Genomic DNA, 20,203 nt, shown 5'->3' on the forward strand with positions numbered 1-20,203 from the left:
CATTGCAACTGCAACCTGAAAATGATGTCCGGGGATCCCCTCATGGTAGGCTAAGGTACGCATACCGTATTTAGGTGTTGCTTTGATATCAAAGAGGTTGGCATAAAAACGTCCTGGGCGGCTGCCGTCAATCGCCGGTTGCTGATAATAAGCGCCAGGAGCCGTTTTCTCTTTAAATTCAGGAATACGCACTACTTCCATTCCCGCCTTTGGACGGATACGAAATGCGTTATCGAGTCCGGCATTGATCTCGTCGAGGATTTTTTGATAATCCACTAGGATCTGCGCTCTGCCAGCATCGGTGTCTTCATAGTAAAATTTAGGATCGGCGGCCAAGGCCTCAATCGCTACCGAAAATCCTTGGCTTGTATCGTACCCTTGTGCTGACAAGATGGTCATGATTTCACCTTGGATACGGCTCACCTCGGCCAATCCTTTAGCATGGATCTCATCGGCGGTGTAATTTGTCGTAGTAAAGAACTTCAACAGCTGTTCATAGGCTATATTCCCATTAGGCAAAGCCCAATAACCATCATCCGTGCCTGCTTTTGTCTGTAACTCAGTAAAATAATCAATGAAGAGTCGATACGCTGGCTGCACGTAAGCTTCAATATTGGTTTTTGCGGTGGAAAGCAAACGCGCCTGTTCATCGCTGCTAATCTGAGTTTCTGCTAATTTGGTTTTAAAGGAGCTGTAGAGAATATTGTCTTCAACTGGCGCACTGATAAAGTCATTCATTTCAGTAAGCACCCGCTCAATCACAAACTTAGGCGGAATAATGCCCTTAGCTTCTCGAAGTTTGAGCCCTTCTAAGGTTTGTCCAAACTTAGTCTTCACCGCAATTAAGCGCGAGAGGTAATTTTCAGCATCATCAACCGAATGGATTTGATGCTGCGCCTGCATAAAGCTTGGGTAACCATTTTGCACACCAAACAACTGATTCACCGGATAGTTATGATAGCGATAGGGTTCGGCCGCGAGGGCAAAATCCGCCAGATACAATGCAATATCCTTCGAAATACGCTGATTATCATCGAGATCAGCGTCTTGGTAACTCAGTAATGTGTCCCTTAACGCACGGACTTGAGTAAAGGTTTTGTCCATGGCTTCAGGGCTATCATCGTCGAGCAGGGCGTTATGCCCCGTAATCCCAACAGATTCTAAAAATCCTAAGGATGTTAACGTCTCAGGACTTTCAAAGGCCATTTTTACGACGCTTCTATCTAAAAATGCGCGAAAGAAAAATGGCTTTTTGGCAAACCATTCATGTGCGGCAACTGCCATCAACAATAGCACTAGGGCTAAAATGCCAAGCCCAATGCGTTTTAATACTGTTTTCAATATTGATGCTCCACAGGTCATTATTGTCAAAGTTCGATGGGAAAACCTCCCAATACGGAAAACAATACCACTATCACAAATAGGCAACAATTTAATAACGTAACGAAAAGTGACAAATAAATAAGCCACCTTCTAAATGTTTAGCACCACTTTTATAGTGCGAGTAAACTTACAGGAATAATTATTTCAATCTGGCTTCAGAAAAAAATAAAACACTATCCATATGAATAAAAACAATAAAAAATTATCCCCATCAAATATTCGAACTAAAAACCCCCTAATAGATATGCCCTAATTAAAAATAAAGCTATACAAAAAGTGGGAGTATGCTATTCTGCGTCCTGGCCTGTGAGTCAGACCTATTTATAAGCAATATTATGTATTTGAAAACCTTCGCTGCACCCGGTATTTGTTTGCTGTCATGAAGCTTTCCACTCATAACTTATCATCAATGTAAATAATTCTATTTCTGGCTAATTTCACGCATTGTTGCGAATTATTTTTTTGAAAATTTTGGAGACATTCATGTCTAAAACTACTGGTGTAGTAAAATGGTTTAACGAAGACAAAGGTTTTGGTTTTATTTCCCCTGATAACGGTGGCGCTGACGCATTCGTTCACTTCCGCGCAATCGTATCTGATGGCTTTAAAACCCTTGCTGAAGGTCAAAAGGTTTCTTACGAAGTCGAACAAGGCCAAAAAGGTCCTCAAGCTGCGAACGTTGTTGTTCTGTAATTAACTTCCCGCAAGGGATTAATTAACAACAAGTTTACAGACAAAATGCCGACTCAGTGTCGGCATTTTTTATTGGTGCGTTTTATCCTATTGATTGATGTTCTTATTAAACCAACTAGCCCTGCAGTAGTTTTGCTTCTGCATTTTCTACTCTTCTCGGTTTGCCGACGATGAGGAGAATATCCCCCGCTCGAAATACCCAATCCGATGCAGGATGCTCAATTTCTTGACCATTACGACGTATAGCCCTCAACTCTACCCGCAGTGATTCCCAATCAATATCCGCCACTTGCTTACCAACGGCATTTGCACCGCGGTGCAGCAGCACTGCATGCAAAGATTCTAAAGTGAAATCCGTCTCTGTACCCGAGAAAAAGCCATGTAAGAATTGATAATGATTACGCCGCTCCGACTCTAACCGCTTGAGGATCCGCGCTAATGGCACTCCGCATTGATGCAAAACCTGCGAAACTAACATCAAACTTCCTTCTAAGGTTTCTGGGATGACTTGATTGGCCCCCGCCTTTTGCAATAAGTCTAACTCGCTATCATCGCGGGTTCTGACCAAAATGTTAGCTTCAGGAGCCAGTTGCCGGCATAAGGGTAAGGCGTCTTCTAAACTGCGGGAGTCGCTAAAGGTGATCACTATCATTTTGGCATGCTTAATACCAATCTGTTTGAGAATGGCCCGCTTACACACATCACCAAAGTAAATAGGCTCCCCAGCTCGACGCGCCTCAGAAACCCTTGTGGGATCAAGATCGAGCACCAAATAAGGCACGGCTTCGGTCTTTAAAAAACGCGCAATGGTTTGCCCTACGCGCCCATACCCCAAAATCACCACTAAATCATGGTCGTCGGATACCACGGGGACGACATCATCTACATGCGCTGACTGGCGGATCCCCAATAACCACTTTGCAATATCTACACTATGACGCACCAACCAAGGGGCGATACTCATCGATAATACCGCCACCATTACCAGCATCGTACTGGTCTCATTACTCAGTAACCCATAGCTAACGGCGAGCGCGAGTACTACAAAACTAAATTCCCCCACCTGCGCCAAGCTTAAAGCCGTGCTAATCGCAATCCTAAAGGGCTCGCCCACTAAACGTAATAATCCATGGATAATAAGTGCCTTACCAAACACAACTGCGAGCAGAACCAATAGAATTTGCCACCAAAACTGAATAACCAATCCAAAATCCAGCATCATGCCGATAGAAATAAAAAATAGCCCCATTAATAGATCGCGAAAGGGGCGAATATCCGCCTCGAGCTGACGACGATATTGACTCTCACCAAGCAGCATCCCCGCCATAAATGCCCCTAAGGCCATTGATAATCCTAACCACTGGGTAAATGCGCCCGTGACCAAGGCGACCACTAATGTTGAAAGAACAAAGAGTTCATTTGAGCGCGACCTTGCAACCTCATCAAACAGCCTGGGTAAAGCCCACTTCCCCAAAGCCATTAAGAAAAAGAAGGCGAGAATCCCCTTGAGTAACGCCCAAGTGATTGAAGCTAACATTAAGGGTTCATCATTCTGTCCGAGTAATGGCAGTAGAATCAGCAGCGGCACTACCGCTAAATCCTGAAATAACAATACACTGACAGATAATTCGCCATGACGACGCCTCAGCCAACCCTGTTCATTGAGCAGTTTAAGCACTATGGCGGTAGATGAAAGCGCAATTGCTGCGCCGATTACGAGTGATTCAATCCAATTCAACCCACAGGCTAACGCCACTAGCATAGTCAAGACAGTGGTGACGAGCACCTGGGCACTGCCTAAACCAAACACGGTTCTGCGCATCGCCCATAAGCGGGGTACCGAAAACTCAAGCCCTAGGGTAAACATCAACAGCACTACCCCAAGCTCGGCGACAGACTGCATTTGCTGCTGAGTAAACCAATGAAAGCCACTCGGCCCACTGAGTACTCCTGTTAACAAATACGCCAAAATAGCTGGCAAACCGATACGCCTAAGTAGCGCAATCGCAACGATCGCAATGACTAACATCAGCAGAATTTGAATCAAGAAACCATGTTCCATAGACGCACTAGCTCCTGTCAAATTACTGGCATGTTAAAAATTATAACGATGAGCTTTAAGCTTAACTGAGTGACAAGTAAAGACAAATTTAATTGGCAAATATAACGGCACACATATTGCTTAACTAAGGTAACAGTTTTTATCGCCATTTCATTTGCTGGGGTAATCATAATGGACTTTGGCTTAGCGACCACGTTATATCCCGATGAATATAACTATCAAACAGAGGCATATAGCCCGACATCCGCGCCGCTGGATCTCGTGCAAGTTATCCAGCAACTGCATGCTAGTTTAGATCCGCGGACAGTCTTTGCCTGCTACGGCAAAGTGCTGGGACAACATCTGCCTATACAAGGGGTTCGACTACAATTTGAGCAATATAAATTAAGCTGGGGTAAACGTTATGGGATTAGCCTTAAACGGCAGATCATTTGCGGCGGGACACCAGTTACACTGCAGTATCAACTGTTAACGCCGCTAACGCCCTCACAGAGCATCAGCTTGCAAGAAATAGAGCCGCTCTTGTTACAACCATTGCTGAATGCCATGCAGTACCAAGAAATGTCGATGCAGGCGATGTTTGACTCCCTAACGGGTCTTGGAAATCGTCACTATTACAGCCAAAGCCTGAAAAACGCGGTGGCCAGGGCTCACAGAAAACAGGGAACGGTGTCACTTATTGTGTTGGATTTGGATAATTTTAAGCAGCTTAACGATAAGTATGGTCACAAATGCGGTGACTATATTTTGAAGGAGTTTGGTGACATTATCCGTAGCAGTATCCGTAGTACAGATCAGGCTTTCCGCATCGGCGGCGATGAGTTTGTGGTCATAGTACAAGGTAATATTCATGCCGCGGGTTTACTGTGTGAGCGTATCGTCACTGCAACCAATGCCAATACTAGCTTCCATCAATTTGGCGTGAGCAGTAGCCTTGGGGCGGCTGAGGCGAGTGACACGATGGAAGCCGAACAACTCTATGAGCAGGCTGATAAAACTTTGTATCAAGCCAAAGCCTCGGGGCGTAATTGCTACAAGTTAAGCCCAGCCCAACTGTCTTAATCGAGCATGGATGCTGCTCACTGGCGATAAAGCATGGCAAATAGACTTTGCTATCCGATCGCATTCCCATCAAACTTAAGCCCGATATCATCCCCTTGGGCACAAAATGCCTTTTCGACCCAGAGACCAAAGGCCATCACCAGCTTATCGTTGTAGAACGCGAATCCTACATCAGTACGTAACCATGGCGGCACAGCGCATTCTTGCCATAACTTTTTCAGCTCGCGTCCCTTATCGCGAAAATGCGGCTGACAGCGAAATTGCCCCGGCAAGCCATAACGTAGACTCACCACTTCATCGGCGTTAGGTAAACGTAGCCGAGGGCCTGTGGTCACCAACGCAAATGGCACAATCTTGTCTTCAACCATTGTTGATGCTTGAGTCAATAAGGTCAGAATCTCTTGATGTAGGTCGCGCGCTGTAATGTGGGGCGCAGTAGATGGGGTTTCTCCACTATCCAGATAAAGCATCCCGGCAAAGCGGCGCAGAACACAGTCATTAATGCGGATATGGACCTTAGCATCCTCTTTAGCATGGATTAATTGCTGCAACATTTGCTGCAACTGCACGTAGGATGGCAGTGAAAATCCTTGGGACTCAATAAAGCCCCGCAGCAGTATCCCTTGCCATTCAATCGGTTGCGCTGCCAATTCAGTCAGCTTGAGTACAGTTTGCTCAGTAACAGCCGCCTTGGTTAACAGCTTAGGTAAACGCTCACTGACCACAGTTTCTACTATGGCTTGCTGCTCGGCACAAAGCTGGGCACTGCGACTGGCAGTTGTGGCGATACTTGGCCAGCGCGCTTTTAGGCGTGGGATAATCTCGAGGCGAAGAAAGTTACGATCGTACTTATCATCTTGATTACTCTCATCATCAATATGGACTAAATGTTGCGCTTTGGCAAAGGCTTCAATCATCTCGCGGCTAATATCAAGCAAAGGACGCACTTGTAAGCACTCCCCTTTGCCTGCTAATGAGAGTGGCTGAATGTGCCCCATGGCCGCTAAACCCTTAGGACCTTGGCCGCGTTTAAGGGCTAACAGAATTGTCTCGAGTTGATCATCTTCATGGTGAGCGGTGAGTAAGATATCCTGCGGATTAAGATGCGCTAAAATCGCCTGATAACGCGCTTTTCGCGCTACAGCCTCAACGCTCACCCGAGGACCAAGCTCGAGTTGCACCCGTTCTACCGTCACAGGTAAACCATACAGGGCCGCGCGTTCTTGGCAATGCTTAGCCCAAGCATCGGCATTGGGGCTCAAGCCATGATGTACATAAATCAATTGATAGCGTAAATCAGGACGCTGTTTAGCATATTCACTTAAGCCGTAGGCGAGCACTTCGGAATCGACTCCGCCACTGTAAGCGAGGACTAACTTGCTCCCCGCTTGAAAGGGTAAGCTATCTAAAAATCGCGCTATATGAACACTCAAATCCTGCGCCGCCATCCTCTTCCCCACTCAAAAACAACAGAAACCTAAGCTTGGTTCGACTTAAGACAGATATTACGATGGAAATACAATCCGCACTTTGTTCGGGCCGAGTAAACTTTCCAAGGCAAAGACCAACTCATCACTTGGGTTAACTCGCCAAGTTTCGGCCAATCTAAACTGCCCCTTGGCTTGAGCTTGGCTATAGTTAATCAGCACTGGCACAGCGCCATTACGCCATGGACTGATTGCCTGCTCAATGCCCTCGAGCATATTTGGGGTCAGCTGTGATGCCTCTAAATCGATTTCCAATGCACTGGCAAAATGGCTACGCGCCTCACTGATATCGATGATATTGCGCGCCGTCATCCGGTTTCCACCGGCAAAATCATCAAAACTCACCTCACCTTCACAGATCAGGATCCGATCCTTTTCCAGCAGGTGATTAAACTTCTCAAAGGCTTCAGTAAATAGCATCACCTCAAGCCGAGCGCTCTTATCATCTAAGGTCAGTAAGCCCATTTTTGAGCCACGTTTAGTGAGCATCACCCTGGTCGCCACGACGAGGCCCGCAGCCTTGACGGTTTTGCCCCGTTCGGTAGGATGCACATCCTTCAAGCGCCCAGAGGTGTAATGCTTAAGCTCTTTAAGGTATTGATTTATTGGGTGCCCAGTTAAATACAACCCTAATGTTTCGCGCTCGCCCTCAAGCCAAATTTTGTCCGGCCATGGGGTACATTCCACAAACTGTTGCTTGCTATCCTCAGGATCACTATTGAGCAAACCAAACATATCATGCTGACCAATAGCCTCAGCCTTCGCATGTTGGTCTGCTGCGCTAATGGCCTCGGGTAAGGTTGCCATCATCGACGCGCGGTGCGGTCCGAGGGAATCTAACGCTCCCGCACAGATAAGCTTTTCAATAACCCGTTTATTGAGCTTTTTTAGGTCGATACGGGCACAGAAATCGAATAAATCAACAAAGGGACCATCTTTACGCGCCTCTAAAATTGACTCAACTGGCCCCTCACCCACGCCTTTGATCGCACCAATGCCGTAGACAATCCGCAGATCATCATCAACGGTAAACTTAAATAATCCCTTATTCACATCCGGCGGAATGATGGTGAGCCCCATCCGCTCGCATTCATCCACTAAGGTCACAATTTTATCGGTGTTATCCATATCGGCAGACATTACAGCCGCCATAAATTGCGATGGAAAATGGGTCTTCAACCACAGCGTTTGATAGGAAACTAACGCATAGGCCGCAGAGTGAGACTTGTTAAAACCGTAACCAGCGAACTTTTCCACAAGGTCGAAGATTTTCATCGACAGCTCGCCGTCGACACCGTTTTTAATTGCGCCCTCTTTAAAAATACTCCGCTGTTTGGCCATCTCCTCAGGCTTTTTCTTACCCATAGCACGGCGTAACATGTCAGCGCCGCCTAAGGTATAACCTGACAATACCTGCGCAATCTGCATCACCTGCTCTTGGTACAAAATAATGCCGTAAGTGGGCGAAAGCAGTTCTTTTAAGGATTCATGCTGGTATTGAGAATCGGGGTAAGACACCTCTTCACGGCCATGCTTACGCTCGATAAAGTTATCCACCATGCCCGATTGCAACGGCCCTGGGCGAAACAATGCCACCAGAGCGATCATATCTTCGAAACAGTCGGGCTGTAGACGTTTAATCAAGTCCTTCATACCACGGGATTCGAGCTGGAATACCGCAGTGGTTTCATAACGTTGCAGCAATCTAAACGAGGCTGGGTCGTCTAGCGGAATCGCTTCAATGCGTATTGGTGGACGGCCATTTTTAACCTCCACCTTGTTGATCATCTCTAGCGCCCAATCGACGATAGTGAGCGTTCTTAACCCCAAGAAGTCGAATTTAACTAACCCTGCGGTTTCCACGTCGTTCTTATCGAACTGGGTTACCGGGTTTTTACCCTCAGCGTCGCAATATAGCGGCGAAAAGTCGGTGATCTTGGTAGGCGCAATCACCACGCCCCCCGCGTGCTTACCCGCGTTTCGAGTGACGCCCTCGAGTTTGCGGCACATGTCGATAAGATCTTTGACATCTTCATCGGCATCGTAGGATTCCTGCAATGCCGGTTCCACTTCAAAAGCTTTGGCCAGTGTCATCCCTGGCTCGGGTGGGATAAGCTTTGAAATGCGGTCGACAAAGCCATAGGGATGGCCCAGCACACGGCCGACGTCTCGGATAACCGCCTTAGCCGCCATGGTACCGAAAGTAATAATCTGCGATACCGCTTCACGGCCGTACAACTCAGCCACGTGGTCAATGACCTCGTCGCGTCGATCCATACAGAAGTCAACGTCGAAGTCGGGCATCGACACCCGTTCTGGGTTCAAGAAACGTTCGAACAGCAGGTCAAATTCGAGGGGGTCTAAGTCGGTAATCTTAAGGGCATAGGCCACAAGCGAACCCGCGCCCGAACCACGGCCAGGACCAACGGGAATCCCGTTGTCCTTACCCCACTGAATAAACTCCATCACGATCAAGAAGTAACCAGGAAAGCCCATCTGGTTGATTACTTTTAGTTCTACATCGAGACGCTCGTCATATTCACCGCGACGCTCGGCGCGCACCTGTGGGTCGGGGAATAAGAATGCTAAGCGCTCTTCGAGCCCCTTCTTAGAGCGATCAACCAAATAATCCTCAATCGACATATCGCCAGTGGGGAAGTTAGGTAAGAAGTATTCGTTTAAACGAATAGTGACGTTACAACGCTTAGCAATTTCAACGGTATTGGCAAGGGCTGCGGGGATGTCAGCAAACAGCTCACACATTTCCTCTTCACTGCGAAGGTACTGCTGCTCACTGTACTTTTTAGGACGGCGTGGATCGGCGAGCGTAAAACCATCGTGAATCGCGACCCGTATTTCATGGGCTTCGAAGTCCTCTGGCTTTAAAAACACCACCTGATTTGTAGCCACCACAGGAATACCCTTTTCCTGCGCTAATCCCACCGCCATGTGCAGATAACGCTCTTCATCGGGGCGTCCGGTGCGTAACAACTCAAGGAAATAACGTCCCTCAAAATGCTGCTGATAGAACTCGCATAACGACTCAACCTGAGTATTGTTGCCCTTCAGCAGCGCCTTACCCACATCCCCTTCTTTGCCCCCAGACAGCAGCAAAATGCCTTGGTTATATGTGACCAACCACTCTTGGTCAATCACTACGCGACCTTGAACATGCCCGCGTAAATAGGCTTGGCTGATGATTTGGGTGAGGTTTTGATAGCCCTCATTATTCATCGCAATAATGGTTAATGCGCAAAACTCGCCATCAAAACCAGGCACTTGCATCCAAAAGTCCGCGCCAATAATCGGTTTGATCCCTGCGCCATGGCAACCGCCGTAAAACTTCACTAGACCACAGAAGTTATTTTGATCTGTTAAAGCCACCGCCGCCATCCCATGCGCTTCAACTTGAGCAAGGATTGGCTTGACCTTAGCCACACCATCGGACATAGAAAAGTCACTGTGGACACGCAGATGCACAAAACGAGGATCGGACATAATTAGAATTATCTTTGAATAGCAGGTTAACAATCACTAAAAAAGCAGACTAGCAAAGTCACCGCTCTTGGGCTAGTGACTTTGCTCTCAAGCTGAAGTGAAAACACCCAATCGGTGTTAACGCTCCAGTAATGCCTTGACGGGTTTGAAACTTTTACGATATTGATCGAACACACCATGCTCGGCGATGGCGTCAAAATGCGCCTTCGTTGGATAGCCCTTATGCTTAGCAAATCCATACTGTGGATAAGCGGCATCGAGGGCATCCATCTCCCGATCGCGGGTCACTTTGGCAATAATCGAGGCTGCACTGATGCTGGCAATCAGGCCATCACCCTTGACTATGCTATGGCTCGCCAAAGACAGCCCTTGGTGAGTAAACGCCGGGCTGCGATTACCATCGACTAAAACTAACTCGGGCGCACGTGCAAGCCCTGCCACCGCGCGCTGCATGGCAAGCATAGTGGCATGCAGGATATTCAGCTCATCAATTTCCGCAGGACTTGCCCGCCCCACATGAAAGCTTAAGGCTTTTTCACAAATCTCATCGAATAATGCCTCGCGGCGCTTCTCGCTGAGCTTTTTAGAGTCATTTAAGCCCCAAATAGGTCGATTAGGATCGAGGATCACCGCAGCGGTGACGACATCGCCAACGAGGGGACCACGGCCAACTTCATCCACACCCGCCACTAAACCTGTTGAGAAGGTGGCGATATCGGTGTCGGTCAGCGTCTTAAATACCGCCATTAGTTCACATCCTTAACATCAACCAGAGCCAAAACCGCCTCTGCCGCCTTCTGGCTGGCATCGCAACGCAGCAGTTGATGCAAACGTTCAAACTCGGCTTTGATTGGTGCAAAGTCGCGGTTAAGTTCAACGCCAACCGCGGCAGCTATTTTCTCTGGCGTGCAATCATGCTGAATAAGCTCTGGTACCACATCTCGCCCCGCTAATAAATTTGGCAGCGAGAAACGATTCACCTGCATCATGCTCTTGGCAATACGATAGGTCAGTGGACTCACGCGGTACGCCACCACCATTGGGCGTTTAATCAGCATGGCCTCTAACGTCGCTGTACCCGAGGCGAGTAAAATACCATCGGCAGCGGCCATCACTTCGCGTGACTTGCCTTCCACCATGTGAATTTCTAAATCCGGCGCATAATCTTTTAACGCTTGTTCAAACTGCTCACGGCGCTGTTGATTCACTAAAGGCGTCACAAAGCGAATATCGGGAAATTGCTGCTTGATAAGTAGCGCCGCCTTCACAAAGGGCTCAGCCAATTGCTTTAGCTCACCGCCGCGCGAACCAGGTAAAATCGCGAGATATTCAGCCTCAGGATCTAACTCCAGCAATTGACGCGCACTTGCTTTATCACTCTCAAGCGGAATGTCGTCGGCTAAAGTATGACCGACAAAGGTACAAGGCACTTGATGCTTATCGTAGAAGGCTTTCTCGAAGGGCAATAATGACAGCACCATATTAGTCGCCTTGGCGATTTTAAAGATCCGCTTAGGCCGCCATGCCCACACCGAAGGACTCACATAGTGAACGGTTTTAATCCCCTGAGCCTTTAATTTAAGCTCGAGACCGATATTGAAATCCGGCGCATCAATACCGATAAAGCAATCAGGCTTAAGCTCGGTGATGGACTTAATTAACGAAGCTCGGACATGGAGCAGGCGTGGCAGGCGCGATAGCACTTCAACTATCCCCATCACGGCTAATTCTTCCATCGCGAACAGGGATTCGAAGCCTAAGGCTTCCATACGAGGTCCACCAATACCAACAAAACGGGCATTGGGATGTGCTTTTTGCAGCGCGGCCATCAAACCCGCACCTAAAATATCGCCGGAGAGTTCTCCGGCGACCATTGCAAACACTAATTGAGATTTTTTGCTCATAAACCAATCATATCTGACAAGTGAATGGCACCGCAGCGATAACCTCTGCCATGGCATTTTCTAACGCAGAATGTCACGAGCAGTGCCTATGAATGGCATAGTCTAGAGTCGAAACTCTTAACGCATCATGCCGCTAACGAATAATGCCGCGACCCGAAGATTTGACAAACTCAACGAGCAACTTAACTTGCGCGTCATTTTGTGCATCTTCGGCAAGTGCCTCAACCGCTTCTTCAACCGTCAGGCTGCTACGATATAAGGTTTTATAAGCGCGGCGCACCGCTAATTGAGTTTCCTTAGAGAAACCTCGGCGCTTCATACCTTCGCTGTTTAAGCCGCGAGGGATAGCTGGTTGTCCCGCAGCCATCACAAAGGGTGGTACATCCTGTAATAATAACGAACATCCCGCAGTAAAGGCGTAGGCACCGATATGCACAAACTGGTGGACGCCAGTCATGCCACCGAGAATCGCCCAGTCACCGACATGCACATGGCCTGCGATAGACGCATTATTGGCCATAATTACGTTATTGCCGACCACACAGTCGTGAGCAATGTGCACGTAGTTCATAAACAGGTTGTTTGAACCAATACGGGTTTCGCTATTGTCTTGAACGGTTCCACGGTGAATAGTGACATGCTCACGGATAACATTGTTATCGCCAATGATAAGGCGTGTAGGCTCACCTGCGTATTTTTTATCTTGGCATTCTTCACCCACAGAGGCGAATTGAAAAATACGGTTGCCTTTACCTATCACCGTTGGCCCCTTCACCACCACGTGGGAGCTTAACCAACAATCGTCACCAATCTCGACACCCGCGCCCACATAACTCCATGGACCTATGGTGACATTTTTACCAATTTTTGCATCGGGATGCACAAACGCTAATGTATCTATCACTGATTAATCTCTCTGCGGGCACACATGATTTCAGCGGAACAAACCACTTCACCATCCACTTTGGCCTCACCATAGAAAACGCCAATCCCGCGGCGCTCTTTAATCATTTTGACTTCAAAATGGATTTGATCACCGGGTTCGACTACACGTCTAAAACGTGCATTATCAATACCCGCAAAATAATACAACACACCAGGTGGTGGCACATCGTCACTCATGGTCTTAAAAGCAAGCAGACCAGTGGCCTGCGCCATTGCTTCTAAAATCAGCACGCCGGGCATCACAGGCTGGATCGGGAAATGCCCCTGAAAGAAGGGCTCATTAATCGTCACGTTTTTAATCGCATGGAGACTCTCACCGGGGGTGAAATCCAGTACGCGATCGATTAATAGGAATGGATATCTATGGGGCAGATACTTAAGGATCTCCGAAATATCCATAGTGTTCATTTGATTAGACACGAACCTAGTTCCTCAAAATTGCCTTAGGGCAATTACTCTGGTGTATTTAAATTTTTTTCCAACGTCTTCACGCGCTGGAACAGTTCATCCAATTGACGGAAGCGAACTGTGTTTTTACGCCACGTTTTGTTATCCATAGCAACCGTGGCTGATGAATACAAACCAGGCTCACGCATATTACCAGTAATGTTGGTCGCGCCAGAAATATGCACACCATCGGCAATGGATAAATGGCCAGCAATGGCACAATTTCCACCAATAATACAGTACTTACCAATAGTGACACTGCCCGCAATCGTGGTACTGCCTGCGATAGCTGTATTTTCACCAATAATATCGTTATGGGCGACCTGCACTTGGTTGTCGATAATCACACCATTGTGGATTTCTGTATGGCCTAATGCACCGCGGTCAATCGTTGAATTAGCACCGATTTCGACGCGATCACCAATGCGCACACCGCCAGTTTGAGGGATCTTAACCCACTGTCCGCGCTCATTAGCGTAACCAAATCCATCGGAGCCAATAACGGCACCGGAATGAATAATACAGTCTTGGCCTAAATGGACATTGTGATACAGGGTGACATTGGCCCATAACCGGCTATTTGAGCCTATGATGGAGTCTTGTCCAATCACAGTACCCGCACCAATTTGTACATTTTCACCGAGGATAACATTGGCACCAATCACCACATTAGCACCAATTGCCACGCCTTCACCTAACTGGGCAGAAGGGTCAATTTGCGCCGTGGGATGAATACCCATCGCTGCCTTGGGCGTGGTATCTAACAACTGCGCCACACGAGCAAACCCCACATAGGGATCTTTTACGACTAACGCAGTGCCAGGATAGTCCTGCGCATCTTTAGCCGACAATAACACCGCGCTCGCTTGAGTTGACTCAAGCTGAGCACGGTATTTGCTGTTGGCTAGAAAAGAGATTTGTCCCGCTGTGGCATGTTCAAGCGTTGCAACACTGTTGATCACTAAGGTTTCATCGCCTTGGACAACGCCATCTAATATCAGGCTTAGCTCTTTTAAAGTCACACTTTTCATCAATTACTTGCCTTTGCTTAAGGCTTCAACCACTTTGCCACTGATGTCAGCATTTGGCTTAACATAAATGACTGCACCACGCTGTAAAACTAAATCGTATTTTTCTTTTTCAGCGATAGTGTTAATGGCTTTTTGAACCTTAACTAACAGTTTGTTTTGCTCTTCGCCTTGGCGACGACGTAAGTCCTCATCCAACGCCTTACCTTTCAACTGATATTCAGATTTTAGCGCTTCCATTTTACGAACCAGCTCAGTTTTTTGCGTGTCATTCATTAACGCGCCATCACGTTGCTGCTTCTCCATCAGAGAGCGCATTTCTTCTTGCATTTTCTGAACTTCAGACATGCGATCACCAAACTCTGACTTCAGAGACTGCATGATTTGCTCACGTTGAGGTAACTGCTCAAACACAGCGCCCATATCAACTACAGCAATATTTTCCGCCTGCGCAGCTAAAGGTGCACCTAATAAAGCTAACGTCACTAGGGCACGGTTTACCATCTTGTTCAAAATAGACTCCTTGTTACCTTTGTTATATTCAGCAAAACTTGCCGAGTGTATGCCTTTTAAAAAGTTTTGCCAATATTGAACGAGAAGATCTCTGTTTGATCGCCTTCGTACTCTTTAATCGGCCATGCCAAGCTGAATACCATAGGGCCCATTGGTGATAACCACTGTAAGCTTACCCCCCAAGATGCTCTTATACGCGCTGGGTCACTGTAGTCTTGTAACTTATCAAACTCTTCAGCGGGTAAGGTTTGATATTTGGCAAAATCAAACTCGGTATCCCACACGTTACCGGCATCGAGGAAGAAGCTGGTACGTACAGAGTTGGTATAAGCCTCATCCAAGAATGGCGTCGGTACAATAAACTCTAAACTCGCAGTTGCGATAGCGTTACCACCGATTGAACGGCCAGAGCTTACCTGAATACTGTTTGGATCGCCCGGTAAACTACAACCGTCACCCGATGGATCCGGCGCACAGGGTTCACTTCCACGGAAAAGATAGAAGGAACGCGGACCTACGGAGTTAGACTTAAAGCCACGCAGTGAGGTGCTACCGCCTGAGTAATAGTTTTCCCAAAATGGAAGGATCTGGTCATTATCGTTAAATTGACCATAACCATTACCATAGCCTAAACGACCACGTGCCAAGACCACAAAACTTTGACTGCGGTTGAGAGGGAAATAGTAGTTGGTATCGAAGTCAGTCTTGAAGTACTGCAGATCTGATCCAGGTACAGTCATCTTACCGCTTAAACGCTGTGATGAACCGTCTGTTGGGAAGGTTCCTCGGTTTAAGGTACTGCGATACCAACCTAAACTCAGCTCAAAGTTATCAAAACTTAAGTCTGCATTTGGATCATCTTCACGGTAAATATTGTAGAAACGCAACGCCTGTTCATAGGCAGAGATTTCTGAAATCGTGTTATGACGATAACCAATACCGCCGTTGATACGGTTGTATTCGTTAATCGGGAAACCAGAGTTTAGCGCTACCCCATAGGAGCTGTTTTTATAGCGTTCAAGGTTGGCTTCGTTCGCATCGAACTCGTTCCAGTAAACACTACCGCCTAAGCTCACACCATCTTTAGTCCAATATGGATCGGTGTAAGATAAGTTGACGTTTTTAGAGTACTTGTTGGTACTTAAACTCACACCCGCTTGGTTACCCGTGCCGAGGAAGTTATTTTGCTGCACACCAAACTGTAGGCTTAGACCTGATTCAGTACCATAACCGACACCGGCGTTAAATGAGCCAGAAGGCTGCTCTTTCACCTTAACCGCTACATCGACTAAATCGTCAGTACCGGGCACTTGAATGGTCTCGGTATCGACGGTCTCGAAGAAGCCTAAACGGTTCAAACGGGCTTTAGATTGCTCAACCTGCGCAGAGTTTAACCAAGCACCTTCCATCTGACGCAGTTCGCGACGCATCACTTCATCTTTAGTGACAGTATTACCGGTAAAGTTGATGGAGCGAACATACACACGCTTACCAGGTTTGATATTGATGTTTAAGGTCACTTCCTTGGTCTTATCATCAATTTCAGGGTAGGTTTTCACTTCAGGGTAAGCGTAACCGAAACGGCCTAAGTATTTGCTGTACATTTCTTCGGTGAAGGTCACATCACCGCCGTTGTACATATCGCCCGCCTTGATAGGCAGAATCGATTTCATCAACTCTTCACGACCCATCAGATCGCCCGTGAGGTTAACGCCTTTTACCTTGTACTTCTCACCTTCATTGACGTTGATAGTGATGTACAAGCCTTTACGGTCTGGGGTCATCGCCACTTGAGTCGAGGTAACTTCAAAGCGAATATAACCCTTGTTGTGGTAATAGGTTTTAATCGTCTCAAGGTCGGCTTGAAGCTTTTGCTTCTGATAGCGACGCTCACCAAACAGATCCCACCAAGCCACATAATCTTTCAGTTCTAACATGCCGATAAGCTCAGCATCGGTGAACTCATGATTACCGACCACGTTAATTTGGCGGATTTCGGCCGCTAAACCTTCAGTAAATTTGAACTTAAGTTCGACACGGTTCCGAGGCAAGTTAATCACCTGCGCCTCAACTTTGGCGCCGTATTTACCCACGCCGTAGTAGAAGTCTTGTAATCCCTTCTCGATGCCAGTCAGCATTGTGCGGTCTAAAGATTCGCCGACTTTAACGCCTGAGCCGTCCAGACTTTCCTGTAACTGCTCATCTTTAATGTCTTTGTTGCCTTCAAATGTCACAGCACTGATGGTTGGTCTTTCGGTGACTTTGACAATCAACACGCCGCCATCATGACTGACTGAGATATTCTCAAAGTTAGTTGAGGCATACAGGCTTTTAATGGCTTGCTGAATTTTTAACTGATCTACAGTGTCGCCCACTTTCACTGGTAAGCTTAACAAGGCAGCACCCAGTGCGACTCGCTGCAAACCTTCAACTTGGATGTCGGTCACTTCAAAGGGTTGGAAAGTATCCGCCAACACAGTCCCTGAAAACGACGCACCGACGAATAACATCGAGGCAAAAAGTTTATTCAATCTCATAGAGCACTTCTAATTATTAGTCTGTCCTTGCTCAGAGTCGGGCAAAATCATTGAAGAGCGCAATGCTCATCAACATCAGCAGTAATGCTGCCCCAAATCTGAATCCTATTTCCTGTACCTTTTCAGATACAGGCTTACCAGTTATTACTTCAACGAAGTAATACAGCAGGTGTCCCCCATCGAGCACAGGCAATGGCAGCAAGTTAATGATGCCTAAATTGACACTGATAAGCGCGAGGAAACCGAGAAAGTAAACCAAGCCATAGTTTGCACTATTGCCCGCACCCTGTGCGATTGAGATAGGTCCACTTAAGTTTTTCACTGACACATCGCCAGTAAATAATTTGCCAATCATCTTAAAGCTCACGACAACAAGTTGCCATGTTTTATCGGCTGCGATAGCAAAAGATTCGATTGGCCCATATTCTAGCTGTAATCGCATATTCTCAGGCCATTGTGCCTGAGCCGGGCTCACCCCAAGCACGCCGACATCTTTACCATCGCTATTTTTAACACTTGCTGGTGTCACCGAGATGGCAAATTGCTCGCCATTACGGCGCACGGTTAACTCCACAGGCACATTGGCAGAATGCTGAATAATGTCAACAAAAGCTTGCCAATCGGTATATTGCTGGCCATTGATAGCCACTAAGGTATCACCGACCTTCAGATCACTCTTAGCCGCTGCACTGCCTTCACTGATGAGCGCAATTTGTGGCTCAATCGCAGGGCGATACACGCCCAAGCCCAGTGCCGTGATCGGTGACTCTTTCTCAGGGTCGAAACGCCATTGACGGGTGTCTAAAGTGTAAGTACGAGTATCGGTATCAAGTCCCTGTAAACCGTTAAGGGGCGCAAGGGATAGTGTTAAACTGTCATCACCAATATGGCCAACAAGCGCCAAATTGACTTCTTCCCAATTCCGTACCGGCTGGCCTGAAATCGCCGTCACTTGCATCGGCTCAGTGACTTGGATTTGTGCCGCCGCAGTGCCAGGTGTCGTTGAGGTAATGACTGGCTTTAGCGATGGCACACCAATTAAATACATAAAATACAGTGCGATAATCGCAAAAATAAAGTTCGCAATGGGGCCAGCCGCCACAATGGCTATACGTTGCCACACGCTTTTACGGTTAAAGGCCTGATCTTTTAAGTTATCGGGGACATCTTCAACACGCTCATCGAGCATTTTGACATAGCCACCCAGCGGGATCATGGCAATAACATATTCAGTACCATCTTGACCGACTTTGCGCCAAATCGCCTTACCAAAACCAATCGAAAAACGCTCAACTTTCACACCACAGCGGCGCGCAACATAGAAATGGCCGTATTCGTGGGCAGTAATTAACAGCCCAAGTGCTACGATAAAAGAACCTAAGTTCCACAAAAAATCTAACATTCCACTCCTTACGTCATCAGTAAATCCACTCAAGCCTCGTCAACAAGAGGCCTAAGCAAATTTCGCTAGTAATTCACGGGCATATATCCGTGTTTGTGCATCGAGAGCAATGATATCTTCGATGCTGGTCATCGCCCGTTTAGGCACCGACGATAAACAGGCTTCGTTCACCTTGGCGATATGGGTAAACCCAATCTTGCCTTGTAAAAACGCCTCCACGGCGATTTCATTGGCCGCATTGAGTACCGTAGTCGCTTCTTGCCCTTGGGCACAAGCGGCAATCGCTAAAGCCAAACAGGGGAAGCGATTAAAGTCTGGCTCACAAAAGCTTAACTGTCCGACTTTGAAAAAATCCAAAGGTTCAACACCGGAGCGAATTCTTTGCGGATAGGACATACAATGCGCAATCGGTGTACGCATATCCGGGTTACCCATCTGCGCGATCACACTGCCATCGCGGTATTGCACCATAGAATGAATAACACTTTGCGGATGAATAACCACCTTTAGTTGATCTTTCTGGGTATTGAACAACCAGCGTGCTTCGATAAACTCCAAGCCCTTATTCATCATCGTGGCGGAGTCGACCGAAATTTTCGGCCCCATTGACCAATTTGGATGTTTGCAAGCCTGTGCTGGCGTCATTGCCGCAAGACTTGACAGCTCGGCGGTTAAAAATGGACCACCAGAACCGGTGAGCAAAATATGGGAAATACCTGACGCCGCTAAATCACAGCGCCCTAAATTAGCCTGCACTTCTTCGGGTAAGCATTGGAAAATCGCATTGTGTTCACTGTCAACCGGCAACAACGTGGCGCCAGAGCGTTTCGTTGCCTCAATAAACAGCTCGCCGGACATCACCAGCGCCTCTTTATTGGCGAGCAATACCCGCTTACCCGCCTTCACCGCCGCCAGAGTCGGGACTAAACCCGCCGCGCCGACAATCGCAGCCATCACGGTATCAACCACTGAGGAAGTGACTAAGGCAATAAGCTCATCCTCGCCACTTGTGACTTGGATATTAAGCGCCGCAGGTAATTGCGTCTTGAGTGCTAATGCAGCATTAGGATCGACCATATGGGCGACCTGCGGGCGATGGGCTAAACACAGGGCGAGCATCTTGTCGACACTCGCATTCGCCACTAAAGCATACACTCGATAGGCTGAAGGGTTGGCCGAAATCACACTTAAGGTACTGGCACCAATCGAGCCTGTCGCACCCAAAATCACCATATTTTGCAT

The 20,203-nt window shown here is 47.4% G+C and carries 15 protein-coding genes; 2 read left to right on the forward strand and 13 right to left on the reverse strand.

What is annotated here, in order from left to right; genetic code table 11:
- Positions 1 to 1,341 (reverse strand): DUF885 domain-containing protein (locus SHEWPOL2_RS15180; protein ID WP_037429547.1); only part of this gene is annotated, 1,341 nt, incomplete at its 3' end.
- A gap of 525 nt (positions 1,342 to 1,866) precedes the next feature.
- On the opposite strand from SHEWPOL2_RS15180, the gene SHEWPOL2_RS15185 reads away from it, so the two are divergent.
- Positions 1,867 to 2,076, forward strand: coding sequence for a cold-shock protein (locus tag SHEWPOL2_RS15185; RefSeq protein WP_011071803.1), 210 nt, complete (start codon positions 1,867 to 1,869; stop codon positions 2,074 to 2,076).
- 115 nt (positions 2,077 to 2,191) lie between these two features.
- Here the strand turns inward: SHEWPOL2_RS15185 and SHEWPOL2_RS15190 are convergent, their stop codons facing one another.
- The gene (locus SHEWPOL2_RS15190; protein ID WP_037429549.1) at positions 2,192 to 4,138 is read right to left on the reverse strand and encodes a monovalent cation:proton antiporter family protein; all 1,947 of its coding nucleotides are present in this window, start codon (positions 4,136 to 4,138) and stop codon (positions 2,192 to 2,194) included.
- Between the two features lie 171 nt (positions 4,139 to 4,309).
- On the opposite strand from SHEWPOL2_RS15190, the gene SHEWPOL2_RS15195 reads away from it, so the two are divergent.
- Positions 4,310 to 5,200 carry a GGDEF domain-containing protein gene (locus SHEWPOL2_RS15195; protein WP_037429551.1) on the forward strand — a complete coding sequence of 297 codons (891 nt, stop codon included), beginning with the start codon at positions 4,310 to 4,312 and terminating at the stop codon, positions 5,198 to 5,200.
- Positions 5,201 to 5,250: 50 nt separating this feature from the next.
- Here SHEWPOL2_RS15195 and tilS read toward each other — a convergent pair whose 3' ends face one another.
- From tilS to ispC, 11 genes are all read right to left on the reverse strand, one after another.
- Positions 5,251 to 6,648 carry a tRNA lysidine(34) synthetase TilS gene (gene tilS, locus SHEWPOL2_RS15200; protein ID WP_037429553.1) on the reverse strand — a complete coding sequence of 466 codons (1,398 nt, stop codon included), beginning with the start codon at positions 6,646 to 6,648 and terminating at the stop codon, positions 5,251 to 5,253.
- Positions 6,649 to 6,705: 57 nt separating this feature from the next.
- Entirely contained in the window at positions 6,706 to 10,185 is a 3,480-nt protein-coding gene (dnaE, locus tag SHEWPOL2_RS15205) for a DNA polymerase III subunit alpha (protein WP_037429554.1), read from the reverse strand.
- Between the two features lie 117 nt (positions 10,186 to 10,302).
- Positions 10,303 to 10,932: a ribonuclease HII gene (rnhB, locus tag SHEWPOL2_RS15210; protein ID WP_037429556.1), complete on the reverse strand. Its 630-nt coding sequence runs from the start codon at positions 10,930 to 10,932 to the stop codon at positions 10,303 to 10,305.
- Positions 10,932 to 12,089: a lipid-A-disaccharide synthase gene (lpxB, locus tag SHEWPOL2_RS15215; protein WP_037429558.1), complete on the reverse strand. Its 1,158-nt coding sequence runs from the start codon at positions 12,087 to 12,089 to the stop codon at positions 10,932 to 10,934. Before lpxB ends, rnhB begins: the two co-directional genes overlap by 1 nt.
- A 133-nt stretch (positions 12,090 to 12,222) precedes the next feature.
- Positions 12,223 to 12,993, reverse strand: a complete 771-nt coding sequence (gene lpxA / locus SHEWPOL2_RS15220; protein WP_037429560.1) for an acyl-ACP--UDP-N-acetylglucosamine O-acyltransferase — start codon at positions 12,991 to 12,993, stop codon at positions 12,223 to 12,225.
- On the reverse strand, positions 12,990 to 13,454 hold the full coding sequence (gene fabZ, locus SHEWPOL2_RS15225; protein WP_037416758.1) for a 3-hydroxyacyl-ACP dehydratase FabZ: 465 nt from the start codon (positions 13,452 to 13,454) through the stop codon (positions 12,990 to 12,992). The genes lpxA and fabZ overlap by 4 nt, the downstream gene beginning before the upstream one ends.
- Before the next feature lie 32 nt (positions 13,455 to 13,486).
- A complete protein-coding gene (gene lpxD / locus SHEWPOL2_RS15230; RefSeq protein WP_037429562.1) occupies positions 13,487 to 14,512 on the reverse strand; it encodes a UDP-3-O-(3-hydroxymyristoyl)glucosamine N-acyltransferase in 1,026 nt (341 codons plus the stop codon).
- A 3-nt stretch (positions 14,513 to 14,515) separates the two neighbouring features.
- Positions 14,516 to 15,013 (reverse strand): OmpH family outer membrane protein, encoded by a 498-nt coding sequence (locus SHEWPOL2_RS15235; protein ID WP_037416754.1) that lies wholly within the window; start codon positions 15,011 to 15,013, stop codon positions 14,516 to 14,518.
- A 65-nt stretch (positions 15,014 to 15,078) separates the two neighbouring features.
- A complete protein-coding gene (bamA, locus tag SHEWPOL2_RS15240) occupies positions 15,079 to 17,559 on the reverse strand; it encodes an outer membrane protein assembly factor BamA (RefSeq protein WP_037416752.1) in 2,481 nt (826 codons plus the stop codon).
- 31 nt (positions 17,560 to 17,590) lie between these two features.
- Positions 17,591 to 18,961, reverse strand: a complete 1,371-nt coding sequence (gene rseP / locus SHEWPOL2_RS15245; protein ID WP_037416749.1) for a sigma E protease regulator RseP — start codon at positions 18,959 to 18,961, stop codon at positions 17,591 to 17,593.
- A 51-nt stretch (positions 18,962 to 19,012) separates the two neighbouring features.
- Positions 19,013 to 20,203, reverse strand: a complete 1,191-nt coding sequence (gene ispC, locus SHEWPOL2_RS15250; protein ID WP_037429564.1) for a 1-deoxy-D-xylulose-5-phosphate reductoisomerase — start codon at positions 20,201 to 20,203, stop codon at positions 19,013 to 19,015.

The sequence above is a fragment of the Shewanella sp. POL2 genome (assembly GCF_000282755.1).
Classification (GTDB): Bacteria; Pseudomonadota; Gammaproteobacteria; order Enterobacterales; family Shewanellaceae; genus Shewanella; species Shewanella xiamenensis.

Excerpts from the sequence above, each read along its gene's own strand:
- SHEWPOL2_RS15185 (WP_011071803.1), top strand. The coding sequence starts at position 1,867 with ATGTCTAAAACTACTGGTGTAGTAAAATGGTTTAACGAAGACAAAGGT.
- SHEWPOL2_RS15190 (WP_037429549.1), bottom strand. The coding sequence starts at position 4,138 with ATGGAACATGGTTTCTTGATTCAAATTCTGCTGATGTTAGTCATTGCG.
- SHEWPOL2_RS15195 (WP_037429551.1), top strand. The coding sequence starts at position 4,310 with ATGGACTTTGGCTTAGCGACCACGTTATATCCCGATGAATATAACTAT.
- tilS (WP_037429553.1), bottom strand. The coding sequence starts at position 6,648 with ATGGCGGCGCAGGATTTGAGTGTTCATATAGCGCGATTTTTAGATAGC.
- dnaE (WP_037429554.1), bottom strand. The coding sequence starts at position 10,185 with ATGTCCGATCCTCGTTTTGTGCATCTGCGTGTCCACAGTGACTTTTCT.
- rnhB (WP_037429556.1), bottom strand. The coding sequence starts at position 10,932 with ATGGCGGTATTTAAGACGCTGACCGACACCGATATCGCCACCTTCTCA.
- lpxB (WP_037429558.1), bottom strand. The coding sequence starts at position 12,089 with ATGAGCAAAAAATCTCAATTAGTGTTTGCAATGGTCGCCGGAGAACTC.
- lpxD (WP_037429562.1), bottom strand. The coding sequence starts at position 14,512 with ATGAAAAGTGTGACTTTAAAAGAGCTAAGCCTGATATTAGATGGCGTT.
- SHEWPOL2_RS15235 (WP_037416754.1), bottom strand. The coding sequence starts at position 15,013 with ATGGTAAACCGTGCCCTAGTGACGTTAGCTTTATTAGGTGCACCTTTA.
- bamA (WP_037416752.1), bottom strand. The coding sequence starts at position 17,559 with ATGAGATTGAATAAACTTTTTGCCTCGATGTTATTCGTCGGTGCGTCG.
- rseP (WP_037416749.1), bottom strand. The coding sequence starts at position 18,961 with ATGTTAGATTTTTTGTGGAACTTAGGTTCTTTTATCGTAGCACTTGGG.
- ispC (WP_037429564.1), bottom strand. The coding sequence starts at position 20,203 with ATGCAAAATATGGTGATTTTGGGTGCGACAGGCTCGATTGGTGCCAGT.